This window comes from Psychrobacter immobilis, from assembly GCF_904846185.1.
In the GTDB taxonomy this organism is placed as follows: Bacteria; Pseudomonadota; Gammaproteobacteria; order Pseudomonadales; family Moraxellaceae; genus Psychrobacter; species Psychrobacter immobilis_B.
Genome location: NZ_CAJGZQ010000015.1, coordinates 51182 through 75175 on the forward strand (window position 1 = coordinate 51182; position 23994 = coordinate 75175).

Below are 23994 nucleotides of genomic sequence, written 5' to 3' on the forward strand. Positions count from 1 at the left end.
CCTACATTTAAGACCGCACGACTATATTTGAATGAATTTGATCAGGAGATCAAGGATGACTATTGATAACGACGTACTACGTGAACGCATCAGCTTATTAGGCTCATTTCTAGGAGAGGCGATTTCTCGGCAAACGGGCGAACAAACACTCAACACGATTGAAACCCTACGCCAAGGTTTTATCCAGCAACGCCGGGCGCCTAACGCAGCGAACCAGCAACAACTCATCGACTTTATTGCCTCGTTAGACAACCAAACCTTAAAAAATGTCATCCGCAGCTTTTCTATCTATTTCTTCTTAGCCAATCTCAGTGAAGAAAATTACTTACGAGAACAACGTCAAGCCTTGCGTATGCAATCGGAACATAGCTGGGAAGGCTCGTTTCGGCGTACGCTGCTTGAATGTCGTGAGCGCAATATTGAACCCGCCCAAATGCAAGAGCTGATTGAGCAACTAAAATTTATCCCAGTATTCACCGCCCATCCGACTGAAGCGCGTCGCCGTACGACGATGAATCTATTGCAGAGTTTATTCAAGCATAGCGATGCTTTGAATAATCTTCCTGAAAACAGTTTCGCCTATGAGCAAGCGAAAGAACAAACGGCGCAAACCATTGATTTATTATGCTCATCTGATGAAGTACGGACGCGTAAACCTTTAGTCTATGACGAGATCAATAATGGTTTACACTATTTCAATGCCAGTTTATTCAACGCCATTCCCAAGGTTTATCGCAATATTAAAGACGCCATTGTTGATATCTATCCAGAGTTAACAGATTATCCATTACCTGCGTTCATGAGCTTTGGCTCTTGGATCGGTGGCGACAGAGATGGCAATCCCTTTGTCACTCATGACACCACAGAAATGGCAGTGCTGATGCATGCCGATGCCGTTTTGCGCCATTACCAAGTATTAATCAAAAAATTGCGTCGTGAACTGATTCACAGCGATACAATTGTCGCTATCGAACCTGACGTGTATACAAAAATTGAAAGTTATCGTGAGCTCGACAGACGAGTCTTTGATTACAATACTGACGATTACAACAATGAGCCGTACCGAAGACTGTTATCGATTATTCTTGCCAAAATAAAATCGACTAATAGCCATATTCAAAGCAAAGGTAGTGATAGCGAGGCTGAAAAAGATGCTTACGCCAACCCGCAAGAGTTGTTAGAAGATTTACGCATCATTCGAAAAAGTGTCAATACTCATGACAAGGCTCATGGCGAAGGGCTATTACTCGATACGATTCGTCTGGTCAAAACCTGCGGCTTTCATCTAGCAGCGCTCGATATTCGCCAAGAATCGTCTTATCATAGCGAAGTGATCGCCGATATTTTCGCCAATGCCTCGAACTTACCAGACTATCAAACGCTGGGTGAAACCGAGCGCCAAGAGTGGTTGACGCGTTTACTTGCAAAGCCTGGTACACCGCTCATCTATACCGATAATTTAACGGATAAAACCCGTGAACAATTAGCCTTGATGAACTCAGTGGCCACATTACGTAAGCTGGTCGGGCAAGATACTTTCGGCAGTTATGTGATTTCGATGACCAACAATGCCAGTCAATTATTAGAAGTCTTACTACTGATGCGTTTTGCAGGCTTGTGCAGGGTTGATGGTGCAGGTCAGCTGTCTGCTGACTTACCCGTCGCACCCTTGTTTGAAACCATCGAAGATCTTAAAAATATCGATAAGATCTTACCTGCCGTGTTGGACAATCCGCTATACCGAAGGTTGCTACAACACTCAGATAATACTCAAGAAATCATGCTAGGTTATTCAGATTCATCAAAAGATGGCGGTATTATTACGTCTGCATGGCAGCTTTATAGCGCGCAGCAAACCATCAATCGTATCGCTGCTGAATATGGCATCAAAACACGCCTGTTTCATGGGCGCGGTGGCTCTGTCAGTCGTGGCGGTGGCTCAACGCATAATGCAATTGCCGCTCAGCCCGCAGGGACACTGCATGGAGAAATTAAAGTCACCGAGCAGGGCGAAGTCCTTTATGCCAAATATGCCAACACCGATACTGCTGTATTTGAGCTTACCATGGGCATCACTGGTACGCTTAAAGCGTGCTCAACAAGATTTGTGGTGCAACCGCCTGAACTACCAAATTATGAAGCACTCTTTGCGCGTCTAGCCGATGCGGGTGAACAAAGTTATCGTACGCTTACTGACCATACCGAAGGGTTTTATCAGTTCTATTCACAAGTGACGCCAGTGCAGGAAATCTCTTTATTAAATATCGGCTCACGCCCAGCGCACCGCAACAAAGGTCTGCCAAGTAAGACAACCTTGCGGGCGATTCCTTGGGTATTTGGTTGGTCTTTAGCGCGCTTTACCCTACCAGCTTGGTATGGCGTAGGTAGTGCTCTTCATAGCGTTAAACAAGACGAAGCTTTAATGAGGGAGATGAACAGTTGCTGGCCATTTTTTAACGTATTTATTAGCAATATTGAAATGGCGTTTACCAAATCTGAGATGAGCATTGCTCAGGCTTATAGCCAGTTATGTGAAGATGAGGGATTACGTGAAAAGATTATGCAAGCGGTAATCGATGAGCATCATCTAACCTTCTCAGGTTTGAACTCTTTGCTTAACCAAACATCGTTATTGGCGCATCAGCAAAACCTTGCCGCATCACTGCAATGGCGAAATGCTTATTTAGATCCGATTAATTACATCCAAATCGAGTTGCTAAAACGTGCCAGACAAAAAGACGCTACAGATAATGACGATGATCTTGCTGTTGAAGATCCATTAATCCGTAGTATCAATGCTTTGGCAGCGGGTCTACGCAATACGGGTTAATTAATAGAGAATTACGTTCAGATATCTAACTTATGACCTAAATACATTGACTTCCTTTAATTAAATTAAGAAGGTTGAAAAGGTGTAAGGGTCAACTAATTTAGATGTGGGTGGGTTTCTATCGTCAGGCTCCCTAACTAAAATCTCCCGAATTTTTTTATACGGATTTGACGGTAGGGGTCAGTCAGCTACCAGCTATCGAGACGACCCGTATGTAACTTGGTGAAACAGATGCTTGATTATGCCACTACAGTCTATTAATTAGGCAGCAATTGAGACAAGATGTTAGAAAAAAATATTGCCTCTCAAAAAGCTCGATTATCACTGCCATATCCTATCCAGCACAGTGAACCAATTCTTTGACGTAATCTTTTCAATGAGTGGATCGGAGAAATGTCGTTGTTGCATGTGCTCAATCAGCATAGAGATTTGACTGATATCAGATAACTCATCTGGCAATAGACAACCATCAAAATCAGAGCCAAAACCGACGTGATCTTCGCCTAAATGGTCAACTAGATAATCAAGATGATCGACAATCACATCAACTGAAGTTTGCGTGTTGCGTTGACCGTCAGCACGAAGAAATGCAACATCAAAGTTCACCCCAACCATACCACCGCTTTGTTTAATGGCAGCCAGTTGCTGGTCAGTCAAATTCCTTGCTTGCTGACATAACGCGTGTGCATTAGAGTGTGTCGCGACAATGGGCTGATCAATAATCTCTAACGTATCCCAAAAAGCACGCTCATTCATATGCGACACATCGATTAGCATATGTTTTTCACGACACTTTAGAATGAGGTCTTTACCTTGATCCGTGAGACCAGATCCTGTATCGGGAGAATGAGGAAAGGAGGCATTTAAGCCATCACCAAAGAGGCTTTTTCTATTCCAGAGTGGCCCTATACTTCTAAGACCTGCATCATAAAACACATCCAGCAGTTCAGGCTGTATAGCCAAAAACTCAGCACCTTCCAAATGCAAAACGATGGCCAGTTGCTTATTCTGCTGACAAGCTTGGATTTGTTCTAATGAAGTACAAATCTGGATTTGACCATCAGATCTTGCCTGTAATTGCTGTGCAAGTGCTAATTGCGCACAGCAGATATCGACGATTTCTTGCGGAGTGAAGTCTGAATGTGATGGATTGGCTAACTTGTCAGGATGGTTGTTTTTCACATAAGCGTAGGGCGGCAGGAAAATAGAAAATAATCCGCCCATCCATCCCGCTTTCTGACAACGTTGTAAATCCAAATGTCCCGGTAACGTGCCATAAATGAAATCGTGCACAGGATCGACAGCTGAACTCAGCCACAGGCGAGTTAACAGATCATTATGTCCATCAAATATTACAGGTTGAGCGTTCATATTCAATCCGTTACCGTACGAGTAGGTATCAGTTGTTCTTCATTCAGCTGTTTGTTACTTAGCCGCTTAGAGTTTTTAGGGTTACGAAAACGTAATTCCTCAAAAGGTACAGGCGTCTCGCTATTGATACGCGCTTCCTCGATCAGATAATGATAAGGTGATTTGCCACACACAGGATCGGCGTTTTTTGCATCTCCAGTCAGCATAAACGCTTGGCAACGACAGCCACCGTAATCCCGCTCTTTATCTGGGCAGCTTTGGCAGATGTCGGGCATCCAATCGTCACCGCGAAACTGGTTAAAACTCGCAGACTCATACCAGATATCTGACAGCTGGGTATCGCGTACGTTAGGGAACTGTATTGGCATTTGTCTGGCAGCATGGCAAGGTAGCGCTGTGCCATCAGGTGCTACTGTTAAGAAAATCTTGCCCCAACCATCCATACAAGGTTTCGGACGTTCTTCATAATAGTCAGGCACTACGAAAATAAGTTTGCATTTGATACCACGTTCTTCAATTTTTTCACGATATTCATTGGTAATGCGTTCTGCACTGACTACTTGCGCTTTGGTTGGTAGCAAACCCTCTATGTTTTCAAAAGCCCAACCATAAAACTGACAAATAGCCAGCTCGACCGTATCCGCTTCCAGCTCTAAACACAGATCAATAATCTGGTCAATCTGATCAATGTTTTGCCGATGAATCACAAAGTTAAGCACCATCGGATAGTCGTATTGTTTGACCAGACGTGACATCTCATACTTTTGCTCAAAAGCATGTTTCGAACCTGCCAAGAGATTGTTTACCGATGGATCACTGGCTTGAAAACTGATTTGGATATGCTGAAGGCCTGCTTCTTTTAGACTCGCGATTCTAGCTTCAGTAAGTCCCATACCTGAGGTGATGAGGTTGGTATAAAAACCTTGCTTGTGCGCATAAGCGACCATTTCTTCTAAGTCTTGACGCACCAGTGGCTCACCGCCAGAAAACCCAAGCTGCACCGCGCCCATTTGCCGCGCCTGATCAAACACATCAAACCATTCCTTTGTCGTCAGCTCTTCTTTGTACTGAGCATAGTCAATGGGATTGGAGCAATACGGGCATTGTAAGGGGCAACGATAGGTCAACTCAGCGAGTAACCATAGCGGCAGTCCGACGGGTGCAGTCATACTAAATCAATCCAATGTTCACGTTGAGCCACCAACATATATTCGATAATGTCTTGCTCGATTTCAGGTATATCACCAAACATAGCCTTCACCTTTTTAATAATATCAGCAATGGACGCTTGACCATCAATGTGTTGACCGATGATGCTGGCACTCTCATTTAATTTGATCATCCCTTCAGGATACAGCAACACATAAGCGTTCTGTGCAGGCTCAAACTGAAAGCGATAACCATGACGCCATACTGGGACGATAGAATGATCTAGTTCAGGTAAACTCATTTGAACAATCCTTTATGCCAGACATTATCATCAGTGACGCTTTGGTAAGGGGCTTGATTATGGACATAGGCCAAGCTCAAAGAATCCAAAATGGTCCACAAAATATCCAGTTTAAATTGTAGAATCTCTAACATACGCTCTTGTTGTTCAACTGTTTTGAATGAGTCGAGCGTAATGGTTAGGCCATGCTCAACATCGCGGCGGGCCTGACTTAAGCGCGAGCGAAAATAGGTATAACCTTGCTCTTTAATCCAAGGATAATGTTTTGGCCAAGACTCTAAGCGCGATTGATGAATCTGCGGGGCAAAAAGCTCTGTCAGTGAGCTGCTGGCTGCTTCTCGCCATGAGGTACGACGCGCAAAATTTACATAAGCATCGACTGCAAAACGTACACCCGGCAACACCAATTCTTCAGAAATCACTTGTTCGCGGCTAAGACCAACCGCTTCTGCCAGACTCAACCATGCTTCACGACCGCCACCATCAGGATACACGCCATCTTGATCAATCATGCGCTGAATCCACTCTTGACGCACCCGCTGATCGGGGCAATTCGCCATGATTGCCGCATCTTTCAAGGGAATATTGATTTGATAATAGAATCTGTTGGCGACCCACGCTTGAATCTGCTGTTGGGTCGCTTGTCCTTCATGCATCATGATATGAAAAGGGTGGTAAATATGGTAATACTGACCTTTAGCCAAAATCGCTTGTTCAAACGCCTCTACGCTAAGGGCGGTCTTCTCTTCTTGCATGCTGTTCATATTATCTTCGCCTTACAGTTCAAGCTGCATACCATCAAAAGCCACTTCAACACCGTGTCTTTTTAATTCAGCAGCTTGTTCAGAGTCTTCATTCAATATCGGATTGGTGTTATTGATATGAATTAATATTTTGCGGGAATTTTCGAGTTGATCTAAATAATGTAGCGAGCCATCTTCACCACTAATGTGTAAATGACCCATATCTTGACCCGTTTTAGTACCGACGCCACATTCTTGCATCTCATTGTCGGTCCATAGCGTGCCGTCAATCATGACGCAATCAGAAGCTTGCATAATCTGCATAACCTCATCGTCAATCTTGCCTAGGCCTGGCGCATAAAAGAGTTGTTTTTGCGTTTTTAAGTCTTTTACAATCAGCGCAATATTATCGCCATCATGGGGGTTATTACGATGTGGCGAGTAGGGTGGTGCCGAGCTTCTAATCACCAAAGGCGTCAATTCTAAATTGCTAAAACCTTCAATATTAAAGGTCTGTTTCGGATCAATTTGGTGATATTGCAGGCCACCATTCCAGTGTTTCAACATATTGAAAATAGGAAACCCTGTCGTGAGATCTTGGTAGACCATCTCAGTACACCAAACAGGAATCGGACACCCTTCTCGCAGGGTCAATAGCCCAGTCGTATGGTCAAGCTGACTGTCCATCAAAACCACATTCGTGATGCCTGTATCTCTCAGGTTACGTGCTGGCTGTGCCGCCTTAAATTCAAATAATTGCTGACGAATATCAGGTGACGCGTTGAATAAAATCCAATCTATGCCATTCTCTGATATGGCTATCGAAGACTGGGTGCGGGTCTTTGCTTCAATTGTGCCTTGACGAACACCATGACAATTATAGCAATTGCAATTCCACTGTGGAAAACCACCACCAGCCGCTGAGCCTAAAACGTGAATATACATAAATCAATATTTCCAAAAAAATAAAAGCCCTAATCATCTAGGGCTTTTAATGTATTTAAGTCTAGTAAATTTTAACGCGCTTCAAAATACATAGTGACTTCGAAACCGATACGGATATCTTGAAAAGCTGGTTTAGTCCATTGCATAGGATTACTCCGGAAAGATCTCACTAGCTAATAAGTAAGATTAGTAAAAAGAATCTTTAATGGTATTCTAATCTAGCCCCTGCTGTCAAATCTGTAAAAAGACGGAAAACATTTTAGTTACGCAGTCTAACAGTAGTAATCAAACTATACTTATCTTGGCATATACCACTGTTCATTGTAAGGTAAATTGGATATATGCCTTAGTAATAAAACGGCAATGAATCAAATCATTACCGCTTCATTAAACAGGTATGATGTTACTTGGCTTTGTCAGCAAGTTTATAAGCCATAACATAATCCCCAATAGTAGTACCAACTGAACCATGTCCACCAGCTACCAATACGACCATCTGCTCACCTTTAGAATTTAGATAAGTCATAGGCGTCGCTTGGCCACCTGCTGGAATACGAACATTCCACAATACATCGCCATTTTTTAAATCATAGGCGCGGAAGTTGTTTTCAGTAGCCGCTGACAAAAATGCTACGCCTCCTTTTGTGATGATGGGTCCGCCAATACCAGGAACACCCAGCTCAAACTTCAATGGAATAGGGGACAAATCTTGCACGGTACCGTTTCTACGTTGATAGGCAATCTCACCGGTTGCTAGGTCAGCACCCGCTACTGTGCCCCATGGTGGTTGCTGACAAGGAATGCCTAACGGTGATAAAAATGGTCCCAGCTCTACCGCGTAATCTGCACCTTTATTTTCATTAACTCCTTGCTCTCCTGTATTGGTTTCTCCCTCACCAAGATTGTCTCTAGGAATGAGTTTTGATGTAAATGCCAAATAAGTTGGCATACCAAACATTACGCCATTTTCAGGATCAACGGCGAGGCCGCCCCAGTTAAAGGTACCGAAGTTACCAGGATAGACCAAACTGCCATTCGTCGATGGTGGTGTATAACGACCATCATAATTGAGTTGGTTAAACTCAATACGGCACATCATCTGATCAATGAGGCTAGCGCCCCACATGTCTTTTTCTTTCAACATCGGCGGCTCAAAACTCAAACCAGAGTAAGGTTGCGTTGGAGCGACATGTTCACCTGCAACCAAGTAACCTTGCGGCGCGGCGCGTTCTTTGATCGGTACGATTGGCTCGCCTGTTGCACGATTCAATACATACACATCGCCTTGTTTGGTGGGAACAACCAGTGCAGGCTGAACACCTTCTTTGGTTTTTAAGTCAAGTAAGCTTGGCTGAGCTGGCGTGTCCATATCCCAAAGATCATGGTGAACAAATTGTTGAACCCAGCGCGCTTTACCTGTTTTAATGTCTAAAGCGACAACAGACGTCGCATATTTTTCTTCATCTGCGGTTCGATAGCTGCCTAATTGATCCGGTACACGATTGCCCATAGGGAAATAGACCAAACCAAGTTCTTCATCAGCGCTGGCGATCGCCCATGAGTTTGGTGAACTGGTTTTGTACATCTGAGTTGGATCATTGACATCGAAAGGCGCTGTGTTATCAGGATCTCCTGAATCCCAGTTCCATAGTAGCTCGCCAGTATTGACATCATACGCACGAATAACACCAGAAGGTGAATTGACGTCGTAGTTATCATTAACGGCACCTGCCACCACAATCGTATTGCCTACCACTATCGGAGGCGACGTTGAATAATAATAACCCGCTTGTTTAAATGGCATATTGTGCATTAAATCTAAAGCACCATCTTTACCAAAATCTTGACAACGTTGCCCAGTATTTGGGTCAAGTGCATATAACTTAGCATCGGAAGTTGGAATAAATATTTTTGCATCGCATTGCTTAGACGCGTTTTCAAAGGTATTACCAGCTACTTTCTGAACTGGTGTATGGCCGGTCTTGACAGTTGTGTTAGTCACAGCTGCATTATTGGTATTTGCGCCATTGATGGCATTATTACTATTTGTCTCATCATTAATAACTGGAGAAATACTATCAGTACCAGCTTGACCTGCATAATAGGACACGCCTCGACACGTTTGATGTTGGCGTTGTAGATTTTTTCCTACTTTGGGGTCAAACTTCCATAATGTTTGACCAGAGTCTGCGTCCAAAGCTAATACCCAGTTGTGTGGAGTGCACATATATAGGGCATTGCCAATCTTTAAAGGAGTTGCCTGATAGGTGGTCTCACCGATATCATTAGGACCTTTGACATCACCTGTTTGAATTTGCCAAGCAAGCTCTAAGTCTTTGACATTATCAGTGGTGATTTGAGTCAGAGGCGAGTAGCGCTGCCCATAGTCAGTACCACCATACGCGCTCCACTCACCCTCTGGCGTTTGCTCGCCATTTGATAACGGAACACCAAGATTTGTAGGTGTTGAATTTTGATCAGCACCATCTTTGGCAGTTAAATTGAGTTCACCTAACTTATCGGTGGCATTATTAGCCATACTACCAAAAGAGATCAGTGCGCCCACAACCACACTAGCCAGCAATCCCCAATAATAAATAGGGTTTTTCGAGTTATTTTTGGCGTCTTTGAAGGGAGTTGTAATAAGATTTTCGGAATGTAAGCTCGATGTACCATTAGCAACTAAATTTTTATCAGAGCTCTTTGATACTCGAGTTTTATTACCCTGCATCTTGTTAGATACCCATGGCAATAACATTAATAAACCAAATATCAGCGGAAAGCCCAAGCGAGTTGCCAGTGCCCACCAATAAAACCCAGATTCCCAAAGCGCCCAAGCCAGGGTCGCTATAATAAAAATAGTATAGAGCCCATAGGCGCTCCAATGTCTTTTAAATAGCAAGAATGCTGTGACAAGCATCGTAATGCCAGCAATAACATAGTAAGCGCTACCGCCTAACGAGAGTAAGTAGGTACCTCCAATAAGCAAAGGTGCGGCAAAAACCGCCATAATAATAGCTATGAATTTTTCCATGAGCGGAACCACCTGTTTATATAAAAGCAGATTGGCATGCAATGATGGACGACCAGTTAAAACTAGGCGTCCATCATTACATACCTATGTAATTAACAAATAAATCAAACGTCGAATAACGTTTTGGACTTTATTTTATCACTTATACACAAGATCAGTAAAGGTAAGGTAAGATAGGAAAAACTGTTTGGTAAGTGTTTTAGATACTAGGGCGTGCATTTTAAAAATGGTGATAAAGATTAGATAAATTGTAGTCAAACAAGGAAAATAGCGCCGTTAATATCGGGATATTACCTAGCTATTTGATGAAGTTTGGCAAAATTTAGCCATTTTTAGCCCATTTAGATGTCCATCGATTGAATTGAAGACACGCCCTAAACTGTTTTTGATATAAATCCATAAATGCATAGCCTAAGACTCAAGTCCTCACTAGCAGACTGAGCTTCTTCCTAGAGATGTTACGTTAAATGGTTTTCATGCAAAAAAAGTCATCGGTTCGAGTGCTCGAAAATAGCTCTGCTATCATGAGAATAATACATAAGTTTAAGTTCCAAAAAACTATCTATAGAAATCTGCTATGACCCTCCCTAAAACCTCTTTAACACGTAAATATATCCTTTTTTAGCAGCAGCGATGCTGTCTGTGTCAGCTATGGTTACTGATTTTAGCCAAGTTCAACGCGAAGCTAATCAAGGTGATGCTGATGCCTAATATGTGCTTAGGATGATATACGTCAAAGGCGAAGGCGTGCGACTAAACACCATGACTACTAAAAAATGGTTTGAGCTATGCTGAAGAAACCGTAGAGGTAAATTTGGTAAACTAAGCGTATTAATCGGAGTTTATCATGACCAAGAAAGTAAGAACCTACTGTGACGAATTTAAAGCCGAGGCAGTCAAGAAGATAGCAGACAATAATGGCAATATCTCAGCGACCGCAAAGCAGCTTGACATCGCCATGCAGACCTTATCTAATTGGCACAATAAAGCCAATCAAGGCAAGCTTATCAGCACTCAGCAATATGAACCTGATCTTATGGCAGCTATTCAAGAAATAAAGTAGCTCAAGCGACAACTTAAAGTTGCTGAAGAAGAGCGAGAGATATTAAATGAGGAGGGATAAAGCGGAGCATTGCTTCGCCCCGACGCAAGGGGAGAGCTATGCTCGAGTGAGGCGACGGCGTACTTTGCCAAGCACAGCTAGTAAAGTACGCCTTTATAAAAACTAATAGACAGGTCTTTAGTATCGTCTCTATGTGCCGTGTGTTAAGCGTCAAACCATCAAGCTATTACGACTGGAGTAGTCGCGATATCAGCGAGCAGCAGATACATCGCAACCATTGTGAGCTACTAGTTAAAGCCGCTCACAGTGAAAGTAAAGAACGTTATGGTTATGAACGTTTGCATGCAACACTCACCGAGCAAGGCCATGACATCACCTATATCTGGACAAATGAGGGTTGGCTGTATTTAGCAGGCGTTAAAGACTTATACATTAAAGAGCTTGTCGGTTACGCCATCATCAAACGCATGACAGCAGATCTAGTATGCAAAGTATTGAACATGGCCATCAAGAACAAACGACCCAGTAAAGGGCTAGTCGTTCACTCTAAAATAGGCAGCCAGTATGTAGCCACGCGTACCATAAGATCATCAAGCAGCCTCACTTTACAAGCTCAATGAGCGCTAAAGGTAACTGCTTTGACAACGCACCCATAGAAAGCTTCTGGGGCATATTGAAGAACGAACTAGTATATTACCAAGACTATAAAACAAGGTTTGCCGCTATTACCAATATCATTAGATATATCGAGTTGTACTACAATCAAACGAGGATGTTGATGAAGATGACTTTATGAATAGTTAGTAGGTATGAGAATTAATCAATCATCAACCAATCTTTATAGGGATTTATCATATAATTATAATCCCATGAACTTATTGTATGGTACCCTTAGTTTAACTTATGGCTACCTAAATTTAGGTTCATAGTTTAAAAAAGATGATTGTCTAGTAAAAACAATAGCCTATAGTTAATAGAAAAATAAATGGTTCATGAACCTTAATATGTGACATAACCTGAGTACAACAACCTTTATTTAAACTGTTGGGAATCTCAACTGAGACACCTATGAGCTATGCAAAAGAAACCGTATAAGTAAATTTGGTAAAATAAGAATATTAACAGAAGCTTATCATGACTAAGAAAATCAGAATATACAATGCAGATTTAAAGGCTGAATCTGTCAAAAAAATATCATGCAACAGTAATGTTTTCAGCGTCTGCAAAGTAGATAAGTCTAGCCGTGCAGACATTATCTAACTGACCAAAAAAGCAGTGATCGATGTCCATTTGAAACTGGGAGTCTGCCTTAAATAGGTTTATCAGAGAGCATCCTATATTCTGTGTAACAGCTATGTGGCTTTCATCAATAATTACACAAAATGTAGGATGCTCTCAGCTTTTCATGCTACCAGCCATCTGCTGGGCCAGTTTTTTAATGTCGTTTTGGTTTGTCATTGCTTATTCTCCTGTTGGTGGATTATAAGCAGTTACACAAAGTTTGGGAAACTCCCCGCTGAGACATCAACCGCCATTGCTGATTATATCTGGGGATATTATCAGACCGTCAGACCGCATCGTTTTAATAATTATTTGTCACCGCTAGAAAAAGAGAAGCGATACTTTAACCAAAACCTCTTATCAGTTGTCCTAAATTAGTTGACCACTACAGGTAATCCCCCCCCAATAAACCTAGCCAAACTGAAAGCCTGATATCTCAGTTTTCATAATTTGTTGTGAGTATATTTTTTCGCCCTTATCTGTTCCTGCTGCGCCTGCAATAACCATTAAAGGTAACAAATGCTCTTCTGCGCCTAACAGATGAGAATCCAATGCATGAGGTGCTTGCGACCAGTCAGAAAGCGCCGCAAAGCGCTCATCTGAATCTGCTGCAACTGTTGTTGTCAGCCACTCGTCAAATATCTCTGATGGTGCCGTAAATTTGGTATCACCATAGCCGCGCATATTATGAAAGCTCATGCCACTGCCAACGATCAACACGCCTTCTTCACGTAATGATGCAATCGCTTGACCTGCTTTTATATGCGCTTTTGGGTCTAGATCATTGCGTAGGGACAGCTGCACCACTGGAATATCCACATCAGGGAACATCAGCTTTAAGGGAATAAACACCCCATGATCAAAACCCCTAGAATGGTCCTGCCTATTGCTTAAACCGGCATCGGTAAGCAACTGACCAATCCGCTCAGCCAATACTGGTGCACCAAGTGCGGGATAAATCAGCTGATAAGTATGCTCAGGGAAGCCGTAGTAATCATAAATCAGCTCAGGTTGCTTGCTGGCCGTTATACTAAACTCCCGCGTTTGCCAATGGGCGCTGATGATCAAAATAGCTTTGGGACGCTCTGACAAACGATTTGAGATACTGATTAAAAAGTCAGCCATTTGATCCCAAGTGTCCGCTGGCTGCCAATCCATAAAGAAGCAAGGCCCGGCACCATGAGGTATAAAAAATACTGGCTGCTTTACTGTGGTTGATTGAAGATTCATGAGTACCATCCCTTTATTTTTATTAAATACTATAAGGACCCATAGGCACGATTCCATTGGGATTCAACGCTTTTATAGAGTAATAGCCTGCTTTGATATGTTGTAAGCTTATCGTCTCTTTGACCCCATCAAGCGCTAGGATTCGTAGCATATAAGCATGGAGCGAAATCATGTCTTTGATCAAGTTACGGTTGCATTTAAATAATCCATGATAAGCGGCATCGAAACGTACTAAAGTCACAAATAGGCGAATATCTGTTTCCGTCAGCTGCTCGCCAAACAGATAGTGGCGACCATCTCTCAGACGCGCCTCAAGCATATCTAAGGTGTCAAATACTTGCTGATAAGCTTCTTCATAAGCCACTTGTGTTGTTGCAAACCCTGCTTTGTATACTCCGTTATTCAGATTGCCGTATATAGTCGAATTTAAGGCTTCGATATCATTAGCAAGCTCTTTTGGGAACAAATCAACGTCATTTGGCACGAGTTCTGCAAAAGCAGTGTTGAGCATACGCAAGATATCAGCGGACTCATTATTAACGATGGTGTTGGTTTTTTTATCCCATAATACTGGGACGGTTGCTCGCCCAGTAAAATTAGGGTCTGCTTTGGTGTACAGTTGATGAGCAAATTGGGCATGATTAATAGGATCACTTTCAGCGCCGTCAAAGCCACCAAACTGCCAGCCTTGATTGCCAAGCTGCGGATTGACCACGGTAATATCGATCATATCTTGCAGACCTTTTAGTTCGCGTGCCATTAAGGTGCGTGAGGCCCAAGGGCAGATTAATGCTACGTATAAATGATAGCGACCTTTTTCTGCTTTAAAGCCACCAATACCAGTCGGACCTGGTTGTCCATCGGCGGTAATCCAATTACGAAATGATGAGGTCTGACGGATAAAACGCCCTTGCTCGTCTTCTGCTTGTACCGGTTGCCAGTTTTCAGTCCAGTTGCCATTGATTAACATTGATGCTTACTCCCAGTTATTAAATAGTCATTAAATTTTAGTTTATAGTTAATGGTTATTAGACACGCCCTAGCTTTTCTGACAACGCCTTATCCATACTAAGATAACCGCCGCCTTGTACTGCTAAAGCAATCAAAGCCACCATCAGAACCAAGGCATACTCATAACCACCGTCAGAGGCGAACAAGCCATTGCCGATGTGAACAGAGAAGATAGCGACTAGCATAGTGAATGCAGCGACCATTGCAGCTGGTCGAGTTAGCAACCCTAATACTAAGGCAAGACCACCAAAGAACTCCGCACTCCCTGCCAATATAGCCATCAAATATCCAGGTTCCATACCCAAGCTAGCTAACCATTGAGCAGTTCCTGCCAAGCCGTTGCCATTGAACCAGCCAAATATTTTTTGAGCACCATGTGCTGCCAAAATCAAACCTACTGGTACACGTAGAATTAGTGCAGCAGTACCAACTTTAGATAGCAAAATTTTATTTATCATTGATGTTTTCATTTACGATTACCTCATTATTTATTTTAAAAGTTGTTTAGTCTGTTGGAATAAATATACTTTACTATCAATGCAGCAAAAGAATAAGATAGATAATATTGGATGATTAACAACATATCATTGATAATAGCGTTAATGGCTAAATATAAGTAGGAGTTAACATGGATAGAATCGATGCGATGCGCGCCTTTGTAGCAGTGGTGATCGAAGGCAGCTTTACTACGGCGGCAAATACTTTGCAACTTTCACCGCAATTGGTGAGTAAGTATGTGTCTAAGCTGGAAGAACAGCTAAACAGTCGTTTACTTAATCGTACTACTCGTAAAGTCAGCCTTACCGAAGCTGGTAATCATTACTTCGCTCATGCGCAGCAGATTTTACTTAGCATTGATGACATGGAGTCACAATTGGGTGGCTTACAACAGAACCCTAAAGGCGTGTTGCGCATAAGTGCGCCTGTCTCATTTGCTCTAAGGCATATGGCACAGTTAATCACTGATTTTCAGATGCGTTATCCCTTGGTGACTGTCGATCTACAATTGACTGATCGTAAAGTCGATATCGTTGAGGAAGGGTTTGATGTCGCTTTGCGTATCGGGAAGCTGAAAAGCTCCTCACTTATTGCCAAGCAAGTCGCCCCTATTCGTGTGGTTCTCTGCGCGTCGCCTGAATATTTGAAAAAGCATGGCACACTCGATAAACCTGAAGATTTAGTGAATCATCGCTATTTACACTACAGCTATATGAACATGGACGCTAAGGAAGAAATATACCAATTGTTAAAAGCAAAATACCTCAAGCAAGGTAGCGAGTTTCGGAGTAATAACGGCGATGTATTGGTGGAAGCCGCTATTGCAGGTGCAGGTTTGGTATTGCAACCGACGTTTATTGTCAGCGAAGCCGTTAGTAGGGGTAAGCTAGTAGTATTGTTGCCGGAAATCGAACCTGAGGCTTTGGGTTTATACACCATCTACGCCCATAGAAGACTACTACCGCACAAAGTCAGGTGTTTTATAGATTTTATGGAAGACTATTATGGGGCGCCGCCTTATTGGGATGAGTGTATAGCCAAACTTTTAAGAGCTGACTAACACTAATTCATATTTATCGTTTTTTAACAGTTGCTCCGCTATTCTTTCTTCCCATTCAACTTTAGAAAGACGACCCGTATTTTGCATCTTTATATCTTTTAAAACCTTATGATGTGCATCAAGTTGGTTAATAATGTTGATAATATTATTTTGCTGACGCTTTGTTTCAGCGAGCTTTTGGGTAATATAGTTAAGTCTTTATAAAATCGATACAGCCCATATCATGAAACAGTTTAGGTAGATTATTCTCCATCCATCCTTGGCGTAGAAACTTAGCCTGTGCCCATTTTTTCTCGATAGGGTTTAGATCAGGGCTGTACGGCGGCAGCCATAAAATACGATGGCCATGTCTGTTGAGTAGTTTTTGAATGCGTTTGCTTTTATGAAACCGAGCGTTATCCATGACAATCACGCATTTAGTCTTGAGACTTGGAATTAAAGTGTGTTTGCACCAGTCGTAGAATATGGTGCTATTGATATTCTGCTCAACGTAATCAAGCGCAAATAGCATTTTTTCATAGAGAGCTCCGATGACATTCGTACGTCTCGAAGCTTGCCAGTTGTAGCTATCGATACAGGGTTTACCAATCGGTGCATAGCCATGAGAACGAATGGTTTCAGCCTCAAAGCCGCTTTCATCCATATAGACAATGGGATAGCCTTGCTGCGTAAAGCGATCAAGCCTACTCTGGAATATCGCTCTTTTTATCGGACACGCTTTTGGATGTTCCAAGGTCTTTTTTTTGACTGATACCAAGACGCTTTAAAGCATTAAAGATGCCCGTTTTACTACAGTTCAAGCGACGAGCTCTTTCATAGTTATAATCATCTGGGTATCTTTTTACGTCTTCAATCAATGCGTCATCAGGTATTTTAGTCGGTGCTTTATTTCTGGTTGTTTTAGGCGCTAATTTCTTCTGCCAGCTGTGAATGGTGCTGGTGCTAAGTCCATAAAATAGCGTAGCTTCTCGTATGGTCATACCATCAATGATGCTAGAAAGTACCTGTTTGCGATAGTCTATTGAATAAGTCATCGTTTATTTCATTAAATGCAATTGTTAATAGGGTTGTATCGGTTTTATTTGGATTAGACTATACACACTTTTTAGGAAAGGCTCTCAAACTCAAAAGGCGATACATAGCCCAATGCACTGTGTATACGCTTTTTATTGAACCAATCTACTCAATTCAATGTCGCAAGTTGTACATTCGCTAAACCTTGCCAACCTGCTTTTAAATATTCAATCACCTCTGTTTTGTATAACCTATGCCCTGTTTCAGCCAAAGCATTATCAAGGCCTGGTTATATATTTTTTCTTATGTTATCAAGCCAAGCTCGCATACTTGGTGTAAGCAAGCGATGACGACGCCAAGCCATGACAAGCTCCCATTTTAACTGAGGTTGGGTTAGTGGCAAGCAGACTAATCCTGTTAAATCCAACTTTTGAGTATAATATTGAGGCAAAAGAGTCACGCCCATATCCTGTTTTACCATGTCAAGAAGCAAGTGCCACTGATTGGTTTGGCAAATAATATTAGGTTCAAAACCTAGTGATTGACAGTTTTCTATAATCATCGGAGTAAATGATGAATTGGAGGTAAATAAAATTAGGGGGGCATTTGATAGTGACTTAAGTGTTACCTTGGTTTTTTGCTTACCCATACGGTTTTTATTTGCTACGACCACCACTGGATAGCAACATATCGACAAGTAGTCAAAATCATCGTCAATCGGCTTCATCAATGTTGCCACATCAAGTTGCCCCTCTAGAAGGGCCTGCTTAAGTGACTCAGCACCATCTTCGATAAGTGAAGTTTCTATACTAGGATGCATTTGGTAAAAGTTAAAAATAGCTTTGCTTAGTATTTCACTGCCTAACGGTGAAATCCCCAGACGCAACTTACCACCTATTAATTGCTGATAATCTACTACTGTTTGTTCAAGATTATCTGCCTTTTGTAAGATATCAACTGCTTGAATATAGAGGTATTCGCCAATTTCCGTTAAATTAACTAGCCGCTTTTTTCTATGAGTCAACGGCTTATCAAACAGAGCTACACCTAAATATTCTTCAAGATTACTAATGGATTTGGTAACGGTGGGTTGGGTTAAATTGAGTTGAATACTGGCTTGAAGAAACCCACCTGTTTTTACAACTGTCACAAAGCAGCGTAATTGTTTCAAAGTTATCATAAATAATAAACCACAGTTAGGAATGAGAACGAAATTTATTATAGAAATTAGGAATAAAAATAAAAATATAATTCATAATTTATGACTGTAGTGTTCTTATAATAAGTGGTCTCTAATCAACAAACAACAACTATTATGCGTAATCTTAATATTCGCTTACTCCTCTCTTTTGTAGCTGAAAACAAACTTACACTTCAACAGTTCTGTCGCCAATCATGGCTTCATGTCCTTATGCAATGCGCTATTATCGCAGCTGTCTGGTATTGTGCTGCGATATTGGTTGAGTTATTGCATCTACCCGTATCCTCAGGCGTCTTAGGAGTATTTTTAATGCTGATCTTATTAATGAGTGGTGCTATCAAGGTTAACTGGGTCAGACTGGGGGCAAAATTTGTTTTGGGTGAATTAGTATTAATGTTTATCCCGCTTATGATGTCAATACTTCAATACAAGGCGCTATTTATCAGTAAGGGCTGGCAATTAATGCTGACAATTATCTTGAGTACCGCGATGGTGATGTTAAGCTCAGCATTAACCTTTATCATGGGGCGCCGTTTGCAACGTAGATTGTATCGTCATCAGATTCATAAAGCCCAATTAAACCTAAAAAATGATAATAATGCGTGAGGATTTGCGATGAATACTTGGTCAATCCTTTGTCTCATTTGGACATTAGCTGCCTATTATATGGCTAGAGTAGTCTATGTGCGCTATCGAAAATCTTGGCTAAACCCTGCTATCACGGTTCCAGTAGTAACGCTTTCATTAATGATTATTTTTAATATCTCTTATGATACTTATTGGAAGGATACAGCTTGGATTGTGCAGCTACTTGCCCCCGCAACGGTTGCGTTTGCTATACCTATTTATGAGTATCGTCGTTTAATACGTCAACATGCTTTGGCTTTGACCGCTTCCATAACTGTCGGGATGGTGGTGGGGGTCTTAAGCATATATATATTCGCTGGTTTGTTTCATTTTGATAAGACCTTGACCTATAGCTTGATGGCCCGTTCAATATCGACACCATTTGCGTTAGACTTATCTGAAAAAATTCACGGATCTTCCTCTTTAGTCTCATTGTTTACTTTGATTACAGGGATGGTGGGAATGATTTTAGGGGATATGATCTTGACTTTTTTTCGTATTCGCTCCCATCTTGCAAATGGAATCGCATTTGGTAATGCATCACACGGTTTTGGTACAGCCCGGGCAAGTCAGCGCAATGAGGATGAGGGCGTTATAGCAAGTTTAACAATGATTTTAGCGGGATTGTTTATGGTATTCTTAGGTCCTTCATTAATACATGGCGTAATGTTATTCGGGCAAGTTTAAGCAAATATATATAGAGACCCTAATCCATATTAAGAATAGATATAATAACAGCCATTATCACTAACAGATAAACAATAAAAAAACGTATGAATTTCCGTTTTCTTTCTAAAGTTAATTCGACTTTAACTAAATGTAATGAGCTTTATTCCTTTTAAATTTCAACCTATTAACTTATCTTATTTAAGATCAAATAAAAATAAATGACTGAACCGCTCCGACATAGTCGGGGCGGTTCAGGTTGTCGCTTAAGTCTTGAGCACGATAATAAGTTGACGGGGCAATCGGTAATACTCGACAGATCAGCTCGACCCCATAAAGATGTTTATTGTCGTCGATAAATTGAATCATGATTTTAGTCAGCGGTCGAGCTCCGCCTGGGCGAAAAAAGCAGCCGCCTTACGTATAATCTCATTGGCTTGCTTGAGCTCTTTATTCTCGCGTTCAAGCTCTTTAATACGTTGCTCTTGGCTTTGGGCTTGCACTGAGGCAGGAATAGTTTGATCGATGTGCTTTTTATGCCATGATCGTAAGGTTTCAGACGTGCAGCCAATCTTAGGTGCAATGGCTTGAATAGCTGACCATGTGGAGGGGTAATCGCCCGACGCTTCAATCAGCATGCGAACGGCGCGTTCTTTAATCTCAGGAGTATAGGTTTGTCTTTTCATTGTCGTATTCTCTCAGAATATTAGGTCTCCGACAATCCTGGGGCGGTTCAAGTTTTCATACAGAGTCTCGCAGCTTATCTATATAGTCAGCCCAATCTTGCATCATGAGTATTCGAGTATCGATTTCATCCAATCGGTTATAAGCGCCACCATGCGTATCCTTTATTCGATGTCCTAATTGCAGCTCAGTCACAATATCTGAGTAACGTAGTTCAGATTGTTCCATAAGCAATGTTTTGGCCGATGCTCGAAATCCATGAGCACACTGAACATCTTTGTATCCAAGCCTATGGAATATCTGTACTAGAGTCGCTTTACTAATATAGCTATTGCTTGAGGCACGCATCGATGCAAACACATATTCTTTATGACCTGTAATTGCTTTTATTCTTCGTAAGCGTTCAATAACCTGAGTGGCTAGAGGTACAACTAAGTGCGATACCATATCCTCACGACCTTCGCCTTTAGTAGGAGAAAACTCCCATAGCTTGTTATCCCAATCTATATCTTGCCATCGCATAGACCGCAAATCGATACTACGCACAAAAACATATGGTAATAAGTTCATTGCTTCCAATGTAATCTTACTTGCACCTTCAAAATTAGACATATCGTTTAGGAGAGTGGCAAACTGATCAGGCTTAGTGATGGCTGGTAAATGGTTGCCTGAGCTGGCAGGTGCGAGCTCGCCACGCGTATCAATAGCTATGTTTCTATCGCATAATCCTCTTGCAACAGCGAATGAGAAGACTTTTTCAGTATAAAGCCGAGTGCTTGCACCAACGAAGGTTGCTTGATTTTCATTATTCTGAATCGCCTCACACACACTTAATATCATCTCGCTCGTGATATCGTTCATTCTTAAGTCGCCAATCTCGCGACACATATATCCTAGACATAAATCCCAAAATTTAAGGGTAGATTCACTAAACGCACGCTTTCTAGAATTGCTACGATTACGACTTGATGTTTTGTGGTCTCGCCACGCTTGTGTAATTTCAGAAAATGTGGCGTTCTTTAGATGAGCATACTTATTGACTTGTTCTTTTTTATGGATAGCTTTAGGGTCAGAGCCTTGTGCGACCATCTTAAGTATACTTTCTGCTTTATGCTTAGCTTCATATAGACTGATTTCTTCGACCTTACCTAGCATCATTCTAGGACGCTTACCATCGATATGCGGATGAGCGTACCTCAAGTAATATTCTTTTTTACCATTTGGATAAATACGAATACTTAGGCCCGCAATACCTGAGACACTAACCGAGTAATCTTTATCTCGGCATTCAAGTATATTAATATCATTTAAATTGTCGACAGCCATAATGCACATCCGTAAGCTTTATAAGCAAGGTAAATTGTGAATGTTAATCTATTAACTCTATACTGAGATTTAGAATAATCTTTGCACATACTTTATAAATTCTGAAAAAGTATCTTTTGGAAAATATAGATAGTTATTGGACACTGAAATGGACACGGTTATTAATCTATTAAGACATAAAACCCTTTAAAATTAAGTATTTTAGGTACAATTACCTCCAAGTGAAGGTTGGGGATGATTATAGTATAACGACTGAAGGAAGAGTAGGCTATGCGTTTATTGAGCTTTAGGTTATTTTAATGGTTATTTTGGTCAAATAATTGAGGTTAATATAAGATGGATGCTTTGCCTAGCATTTGATTGCACATATTTTCGACAAAAACCATGCTCCTGTACGTGCACAGAATATAAAAATTAGGGGCATAGTACTGTTCTGTGCAAATTTGGCGGTTGTCAAATTAGTGCTTTAGATGAAATTATATTACGCATAGTGAAGGGGGGGGGGTTGATAACTTAAAGCAAAAAGTATTACAGCTTAGTTGGTCATGATATTTGCCACTATAAGGTAGTTCTAAACCAGACTTGCAGACAGGCTAAGTAGGAGCATTGTAAGATCATACCTGCGCTATTAGAACGGATATGAATTAACAGATAACCAAAAGAGTTATGATTTTTGAGCTAAGCTAATAATCTATAGGTAGTGATATCTTTATATGCCTAACGTATTGCAAAAGCATTCGTACCAAAGAGCCAGATGATTAAGAATAAGAGACTACGCAAAGGGCTAGCTATGCATGGTGAAGGTAATAAGCATATTAACCATAGTCGGAACAAGTTCATCGAACAGATTAACTTTGAATGAATGGTAGAATTACTGTATCTACAACACATAGGTTTGTGAAATACATGCAAAGAGGTTATTAGCGACTTGATCTAATATACTAAGCTCAATTAGGGCTCCGCGTATTAAACCTTCAAGACATATCAGCTAGTAGTTACGTTAGGAGTGATTACAGTATTTATTTGATAGGTGGTACATATTTTGGTCAAGAAATTATCAATCAGATTAATAATTTACCGTTTGATTATAATTCCATGAATTTACTATCAGGTATTGCTTATTTAACATAATATACATTATGCGAAAACAAACCAATGCTTTAGAAGTTAGGCTCATAGTCTTATACAGTGCCATTTATAAGCTCTCATGATTGTTTCTGTGATTTTTATTGAGGGTTTATAGCTTTTTATATTTAGGTATTAATAAAAATAATGCTCAGCATTGGCTAGCGACAGGTTTCTAGTAAATGCTTGCGCAAAGACTTGCCATCTTCATCTAAAATCACATCTGCCACTCGGCAATTAGCATCGTCACCGGTACCATTACATGACAACTCATAATAAACATTGCTGCCATGTGCCAAACTCACTTGCACCAATCCTTGGTCAGTCATCGAAAACTGCTTGTCTTGGGTATAATCAGGATCTTGCGAATCCCACAATATATCATAATCAACATGACAAGATATTTGCTCTTTATCAAAATAATCCTGTTCAATCTGCATCGCGGCTTGTAGATCTGGGTCGGCATACTGTTGCAATACGACCGGATTATCCATGCCTTGATTGCTGACATCTTGCTGATACATGTTGCTAATGGTCGCTATTTTTATGGCTGCATAAGTCTGAGTTGACTCTGCTATATCAGCTATAGCAGAATTGGTTGCTATCAGTCCCATAGCTAGCAGCGTCAGTGAATAATGTGTTGGCATAGCGTTCTCTACGAGCTTTAATAATATAAGTGTTATAAACCATTACATCATAACCATATTATGACTCTGCTGTATTATCGTATCATTCCGGTTTATCTACTAAGAACGATCTATTACTTAGTAACTTTTAAATAATAACTTTTTGCTCAGTAATCTTGTGAAATTTGCCCAACTATATTCACAATAAC

At 41.2% G+C, this 23994-nt stretch carries 19 protein-coding genes, 3 pseudogenes and 1 other annotated feature; of the genes and pseudogenes, 5 read left to right on the forward strand and 17 right to left on the reverse strand.

From position 1 onward, the window contains the following. The first annotated feature begins 55 nt into the window (after positions 1–55). Complete coding sequence (gene ppc / locus JMW94_RS09410) at positions 56–2830, forward strand: phosphoenolpyruvate carboxylase (protein ID WP_201604163.1); 2775 nt, start codon at positions 56–58, stop codon at positions 2828–2830. A gap of 321 nt (positions 2831–3151) precedes the next feature. Here the strand turns inward: ppc and JMW94_RS09415 are convergent, their stop codons facing one another. The 7 genes from JMW94_RS09415 to JMW94_RS09445 form a co-directional block, all read right to left on the reverse strand. After that, positions 3152–4201: a dipeptidase gene (locus tag JMW94_RS09415; RefSeq protein ID WP_087815437.1), complete on the reverse strand. Its 1050-nt coding sequence runs from the start codon at positions 4199–4201 to the stop codon at positions 3152–3154. A gap of 2 nt (positions 4202–4203) precedes the next feature. Continuing rightward, entirely contained in the window at positions 4204–5370 is a 1167-nt protein-coding gene (gene pqqE / locus JMW94_RS09420; protein WP_087815439.1) for a pyrroloquinoline quinone biosynthesis protein PqqE, read from the reverse strand. After that, complete coding sequence (pqqD, locus tag JMW94_RS09425) at positions 5367–5651, reverse strand: pyrroloquinoline quinone biosynthesis peptide chaperone PqqD (protein ID WP_068407047.1); 285 nt, start codon at positions 5649–5651, stop codon at positions 5367–5369. Before pqqD ends, pqqE begins: the two co-directional genes overlap by 4 nt. Beyond that, the gene (gene pqqC, locus JMW94_RS09430; RefSeq protein ID WP_087815586.1) at positions 5648–6406 is read right to left on the reverse strand and encodes a pyrroloquinoline-quinone synthase PqqC; all 759 of its coding nucleotides are present in this window, start codon (positions 6404–6406) and stop codon (positions 5648–5650) included. The genes pqqD and pqqC overlap by 4 nt, the downstream gene beginning before the upstream one ends. Positions 6407–6427: 21 nt before the next feature. Next, a complete protein-coding gene (gene pqqB, locus JMW94_RS09435; RefSeq protein ID WP_087815441.1) occupies positions 6428–7339 on the reverse strand; it encodes a pyrroloquinoline quinone biosynthesis protein PqqB in 912 nt (303 codons plus the stop codon). A 71-nt stretch (positions 7340–7410) separates the two neighbouring features. Next, positions 7411–7485, reverse strand: coding sequence for a pyrroloquinoline quinone precursor peptide PqqA (gene pqqA / locus JMW94_RS09440; RefSeq protein WP_082894360.1), 75 nt, complete (start codon positions 7483–7485; stop codon positions 7411–7413). Positions 7486–7742: 257 nt separating this feature from the next. Then, positions 7743–10373 (reverse strand): membrane-bound PQQ-dependent dehydrogenase, glucose/quinate/shikimate family, encoded by a 2631-nt coding sequence (locus JMW94_RS09445; RefSeq protein WP_087815443.1) that lies wholly within the window; start codon positions 10371–10373, stop codon positions 7743–7745. Positions 10374–11220: 847 nt separating this feature from the next. Between JMW94_RS09445 and JMW94_RS09450 the strand changes: the two are divergent. Continuing rightward, positions 11221–12211 (forward strand): annotated as a pseudogene (locus JMW94_RS09450) (IS3 family transposase); the annotation flags it as partial. Positions 12212–13128: 917 nt separating this feature from the next. Here the strand turns inward: JMW94_RS09450 and JMW94_RS09455 are convergent. Genes JMW94_RS09455 through JMW94_RS09465 form a run of 3 tightly spaced genes read right to left on the reverse strand, consistent with a single transcriptional unit; the run spans position 13129 to position 15428 of the window. Continuing rightward, positions 13129–13947: a DODA-type extradiol aromatic ring-opening family dioxygenase gene (locus JMW94_RS09455; RefSeq protein WP_087815445.1), complete on the reverse strand. Its 819-nt coding sequence runs from the start codon at positions 13945–13947 to the stop codon at positions 13129–13131. A 22-nt stretch (positions 13948–13969) separates the two neighbouring features. Continuing rightward, on the reverse strand, positions 13970–14917 hold the full coding sequence (locus tag JMW94_RS09460; protein ID WP_087815447.1) for a glutathione S-transferase family protein: 948 nt from the start codon (positions 14915–14917) through the stop codon (positions 13970–13972). 58 nt (positions 14918–14975) lie between these two features. Further along, on the reverse strand, positions 14976–15428 hold the full coding sequence (locus tag JMW94_RS09465) for a DoxX family protein (protein ID WP_201604165.1): 453 nt from the start codon (positions 15426–15428) through the stop codon (positions 14976–14978). 158 nt (positions 15429–15586) lie between these two features. On the opposite strand from JMW94_RS09465, the gene JMW94_RS09470 reads away from it, so the two are divergent. Then, on the forward strand, positions 15587–16516 hold the full coding sequence (locus JMW94_RS09470; RefSeq protein ID WP_087814224.1) for a LysR family transcriptional regulator: 930 nt from the start codon (positions 15587–15589) through the stop codon (positions 16514–16516). Between the two features lie 190 nt (positions 16517–16706). Here JMW94_RS09470 and JMW94_RS14875 read toward each other — a convergent pair whose 3' ends face one another. The 4 genes and pseudogenes from JMW94_RS14875 to JMW94_RS09485 all read right to left on the reverse strand — a co-directional run bounded on the left by JMW94_RS14875 (position 16707) and on the right by JMW94_RS09485 (position 18710). Continuing rightward, a complete protein-coding gene (locus JMW94_RS14875) occupies positions 16707–17249 on the reverse strand; it encodes an IS630 family transposase (protein ID WP_413786193.1) in 543 nt (180 codons plus the stop codon). Then, positions 17200–17550: an IS630 transposase-related protein gene (locus tag JMW94_RS14880; protein WP_087814226.1), complete on the reverse strand. Its 351-nt coding sequence runs from the start codon at positions 17548–17550 to the stop codon at positions 17200–17202. Before JMW94_RS14880 ends, JMW94_RS14875 begins: the two co-directional genes overlap by 50 nt. 71 nt (positions 17551–17621) lie before the next feature. After that, positions 17622–17810 (reverse strand): annotated as a pseudogene (locus tag JMW94_RS09480) (integrase core domain-containing protein); the annotation flags it as partial. A gap of 9 nt (positions 17811–17819) precedes the next feature. Beyond that, positions 17820–18710 carry a LysR family transcriptional regulator gene (locus tag JMW94_RS09485; RefSeq protein WP_201604167.1) on the reverse strand — a complete coding sequence of 297 codons (891 nt, stop codon included), beginning with the start codon at positions 18708–18710 and terminating at the stop codon, positions 17820–17822. Between the two features lie 135 nt (positions 18711–18845). Here JMW94_RS09485 and JMW94_RS09490 point away from each other — a divergent pair, with 135 nt between their 5' ends. Further along, on the forward strand, positions 18846–19337 hold the full coding sequence (locus JMW94_RS09490) for a CidA/LrgA family protein (RefSeq protein WP_191689822.1): 492 nt from the start codon (positions 18846–18848) through the stop codon (positions 19335–19337). Positions 19338–19346: 9 nt separating this feature from the next. Further along, positions 19347–20045: an LrgB family protein gene (locus JMW94_RS09495; RefSeq protein WP_068406601.1), complete on the forward strand. Its 699-nt coding sequence runs from the start codon at positions 19347–19349 to the stop codon at positions 20043–20045. Between the two features lie 237 nt (positions 20046–20282). Here JMW94_RS09495 and JMW94_RS09500 read toward each other — a convergent pair. From JMW94_RS09500 to JMW94_RS09510, 3 genes and pseudogenes are all read right to left on the reverse strand, one after another. Continuing rightward, a pseudogene (locus JMW94_RS09500) lies at positions 20283–20710 on the reverse strand (transposase); the annotation flags it as partial. After that, positions 20319–20435: a sequence feature (AL1L pseudoknot), on the reverse strand. Its footprint overlaps the pseudogene before it by 117 nt. A 55-nt stretch (positions 20711–20765) precedes the next feature. After that, entirely contained in the window at positions 20766–22034 is a 1269-nt protein-coding gene (locus JMW94_RS09505) for a tyrosine-type recombinase/integrase (protein ID WP_045455641.1), read from the reverse strand. A gap of 1286 nt (positions 22035–23320) precedes the next feature. After that, positions 23321–23806 carry a hypothetical protein gene (locus JMW94_RS09510; RefSeq protein ID WP_201604169.1) on the reverse strand — a complete coding sequence of 162 codons (486 nt, stop codon included), beginning with the start codon at positions 23804–23806 and terminating at the stop codon, positions 23321–23323. Between the last annotated feature and the right edge of the window lie 188 nt (positions 23807–23994).

Coding starts and splice junctions, on each gene's coding strand:
- JMW94_RS09485 (WP_201604167.1), bottom strand. CDS start 18,710: ATGATAACTTTGAAACAATTACGCTGCTTTGTGACAGTTGTAAAAACA.
- JMW94_RS09510 (WP_201604169.1), bottom strand. CDS start 23,806: ATGCCAACACATTATTCACTGACGCTGCTAGCTATGGGACTGATAGCA.
- JMW94_RS09465 (WP_201604165.1), bottom strand. CDS start 15,428: ATGAAAACATCAATGATAAATAAAATTTTGCTATCTAAAGTTGGTACT.
- JMW94_RS09460 (WP_087815447.1), bottom strand. CDS start 14,917: ATGTTAATCAATGGCAACTGGACTGAAAACTGGCAACCGGTACAAGCA.
- JMW94_RS09445 (WP_087815443.1), bottom strand. CDS start 10,373: ATGGAAAAATTCATAGCTATTATTATGGCGGTTTTTGCCGCACCTTTG.
- pqqC (WP_087815586.1), bottom strand. CDS start 6,406: ATGCAAGAAGAGAAGACCGCCCTTAGCGTAGAGGCGTTTGAACAAGCG.
- JMW94_RS09415 (WP_087815437.1), bottom strand. CDS start 4,201: ATGAACGCTCAACCTGTAATATTTGATGGACATAATGATCTGTTAACT.
- ppc (WP_201604163.1), top strand. CDS start 56: ATGACTATTGATAACGACGTACTACGTGAACGCATCAGCTTATTAGGC.
- JMW94_RS09470 (WP_087814224.1), top strand. CDS start 15,587: ATGGATAGAATCGATGCGATGCGCGCCTTTGTAGCAGTGGTGATCGAA.
- JMW94_RS09495 (WP_068406601.1), top strand. CDS start 19,347: ATGAATACTTGGTCAATCCTTTGTCTCATTTGGACATTAGCTGCCTAT.
- JMW94_RS09455 (WP_087815445.1), bottom strand. CDS start 13,947: ATGAATCTTCAATCAACCACAGTAAAGCAGCCAGTATTTTTTATACCT.
- pqqD (WP_068407047.1), bottom strand. CDS start 5,651: ATGAGTTTACCTGAACTAGATCATTCTATCGTCCCAGTATGGCGTCAT.
- pqqE (WP_087815439.1), bottom strand. CDS start 5,370: ATGACTGCACCCGTCGGACTGCCGCTATGGTTACTCGCTGAGTTGACC.
- JMW94_RS09490 (WP_191689822.1), top strand. CDS start 18,846: ATGCGTAATCTTAATATTCGCTTACTCCTCTCTTTTGTAGCTGAAAAC.
- JMW94_RS09505 (WP_045455641.1), bottom strand. CDS start 22,034: ATGGCTGTCGACAATTTAAATGATATTAATATACTTGAATGCCGAGAT.
- JMW94_RS14880 (WP_087814226.1), bottom strand. CDS start 17,550: ATGACTTATTCAATAGACTATCGCAAACAGGTACTTTCTAGCATCATT.
- pqqB (WP_087815441.1), bottom strand. CDS start 7,339: ATGTATATTCACGTTTTAGGCTCAGCGGCTGGTGGTGGTTTTCCACAG.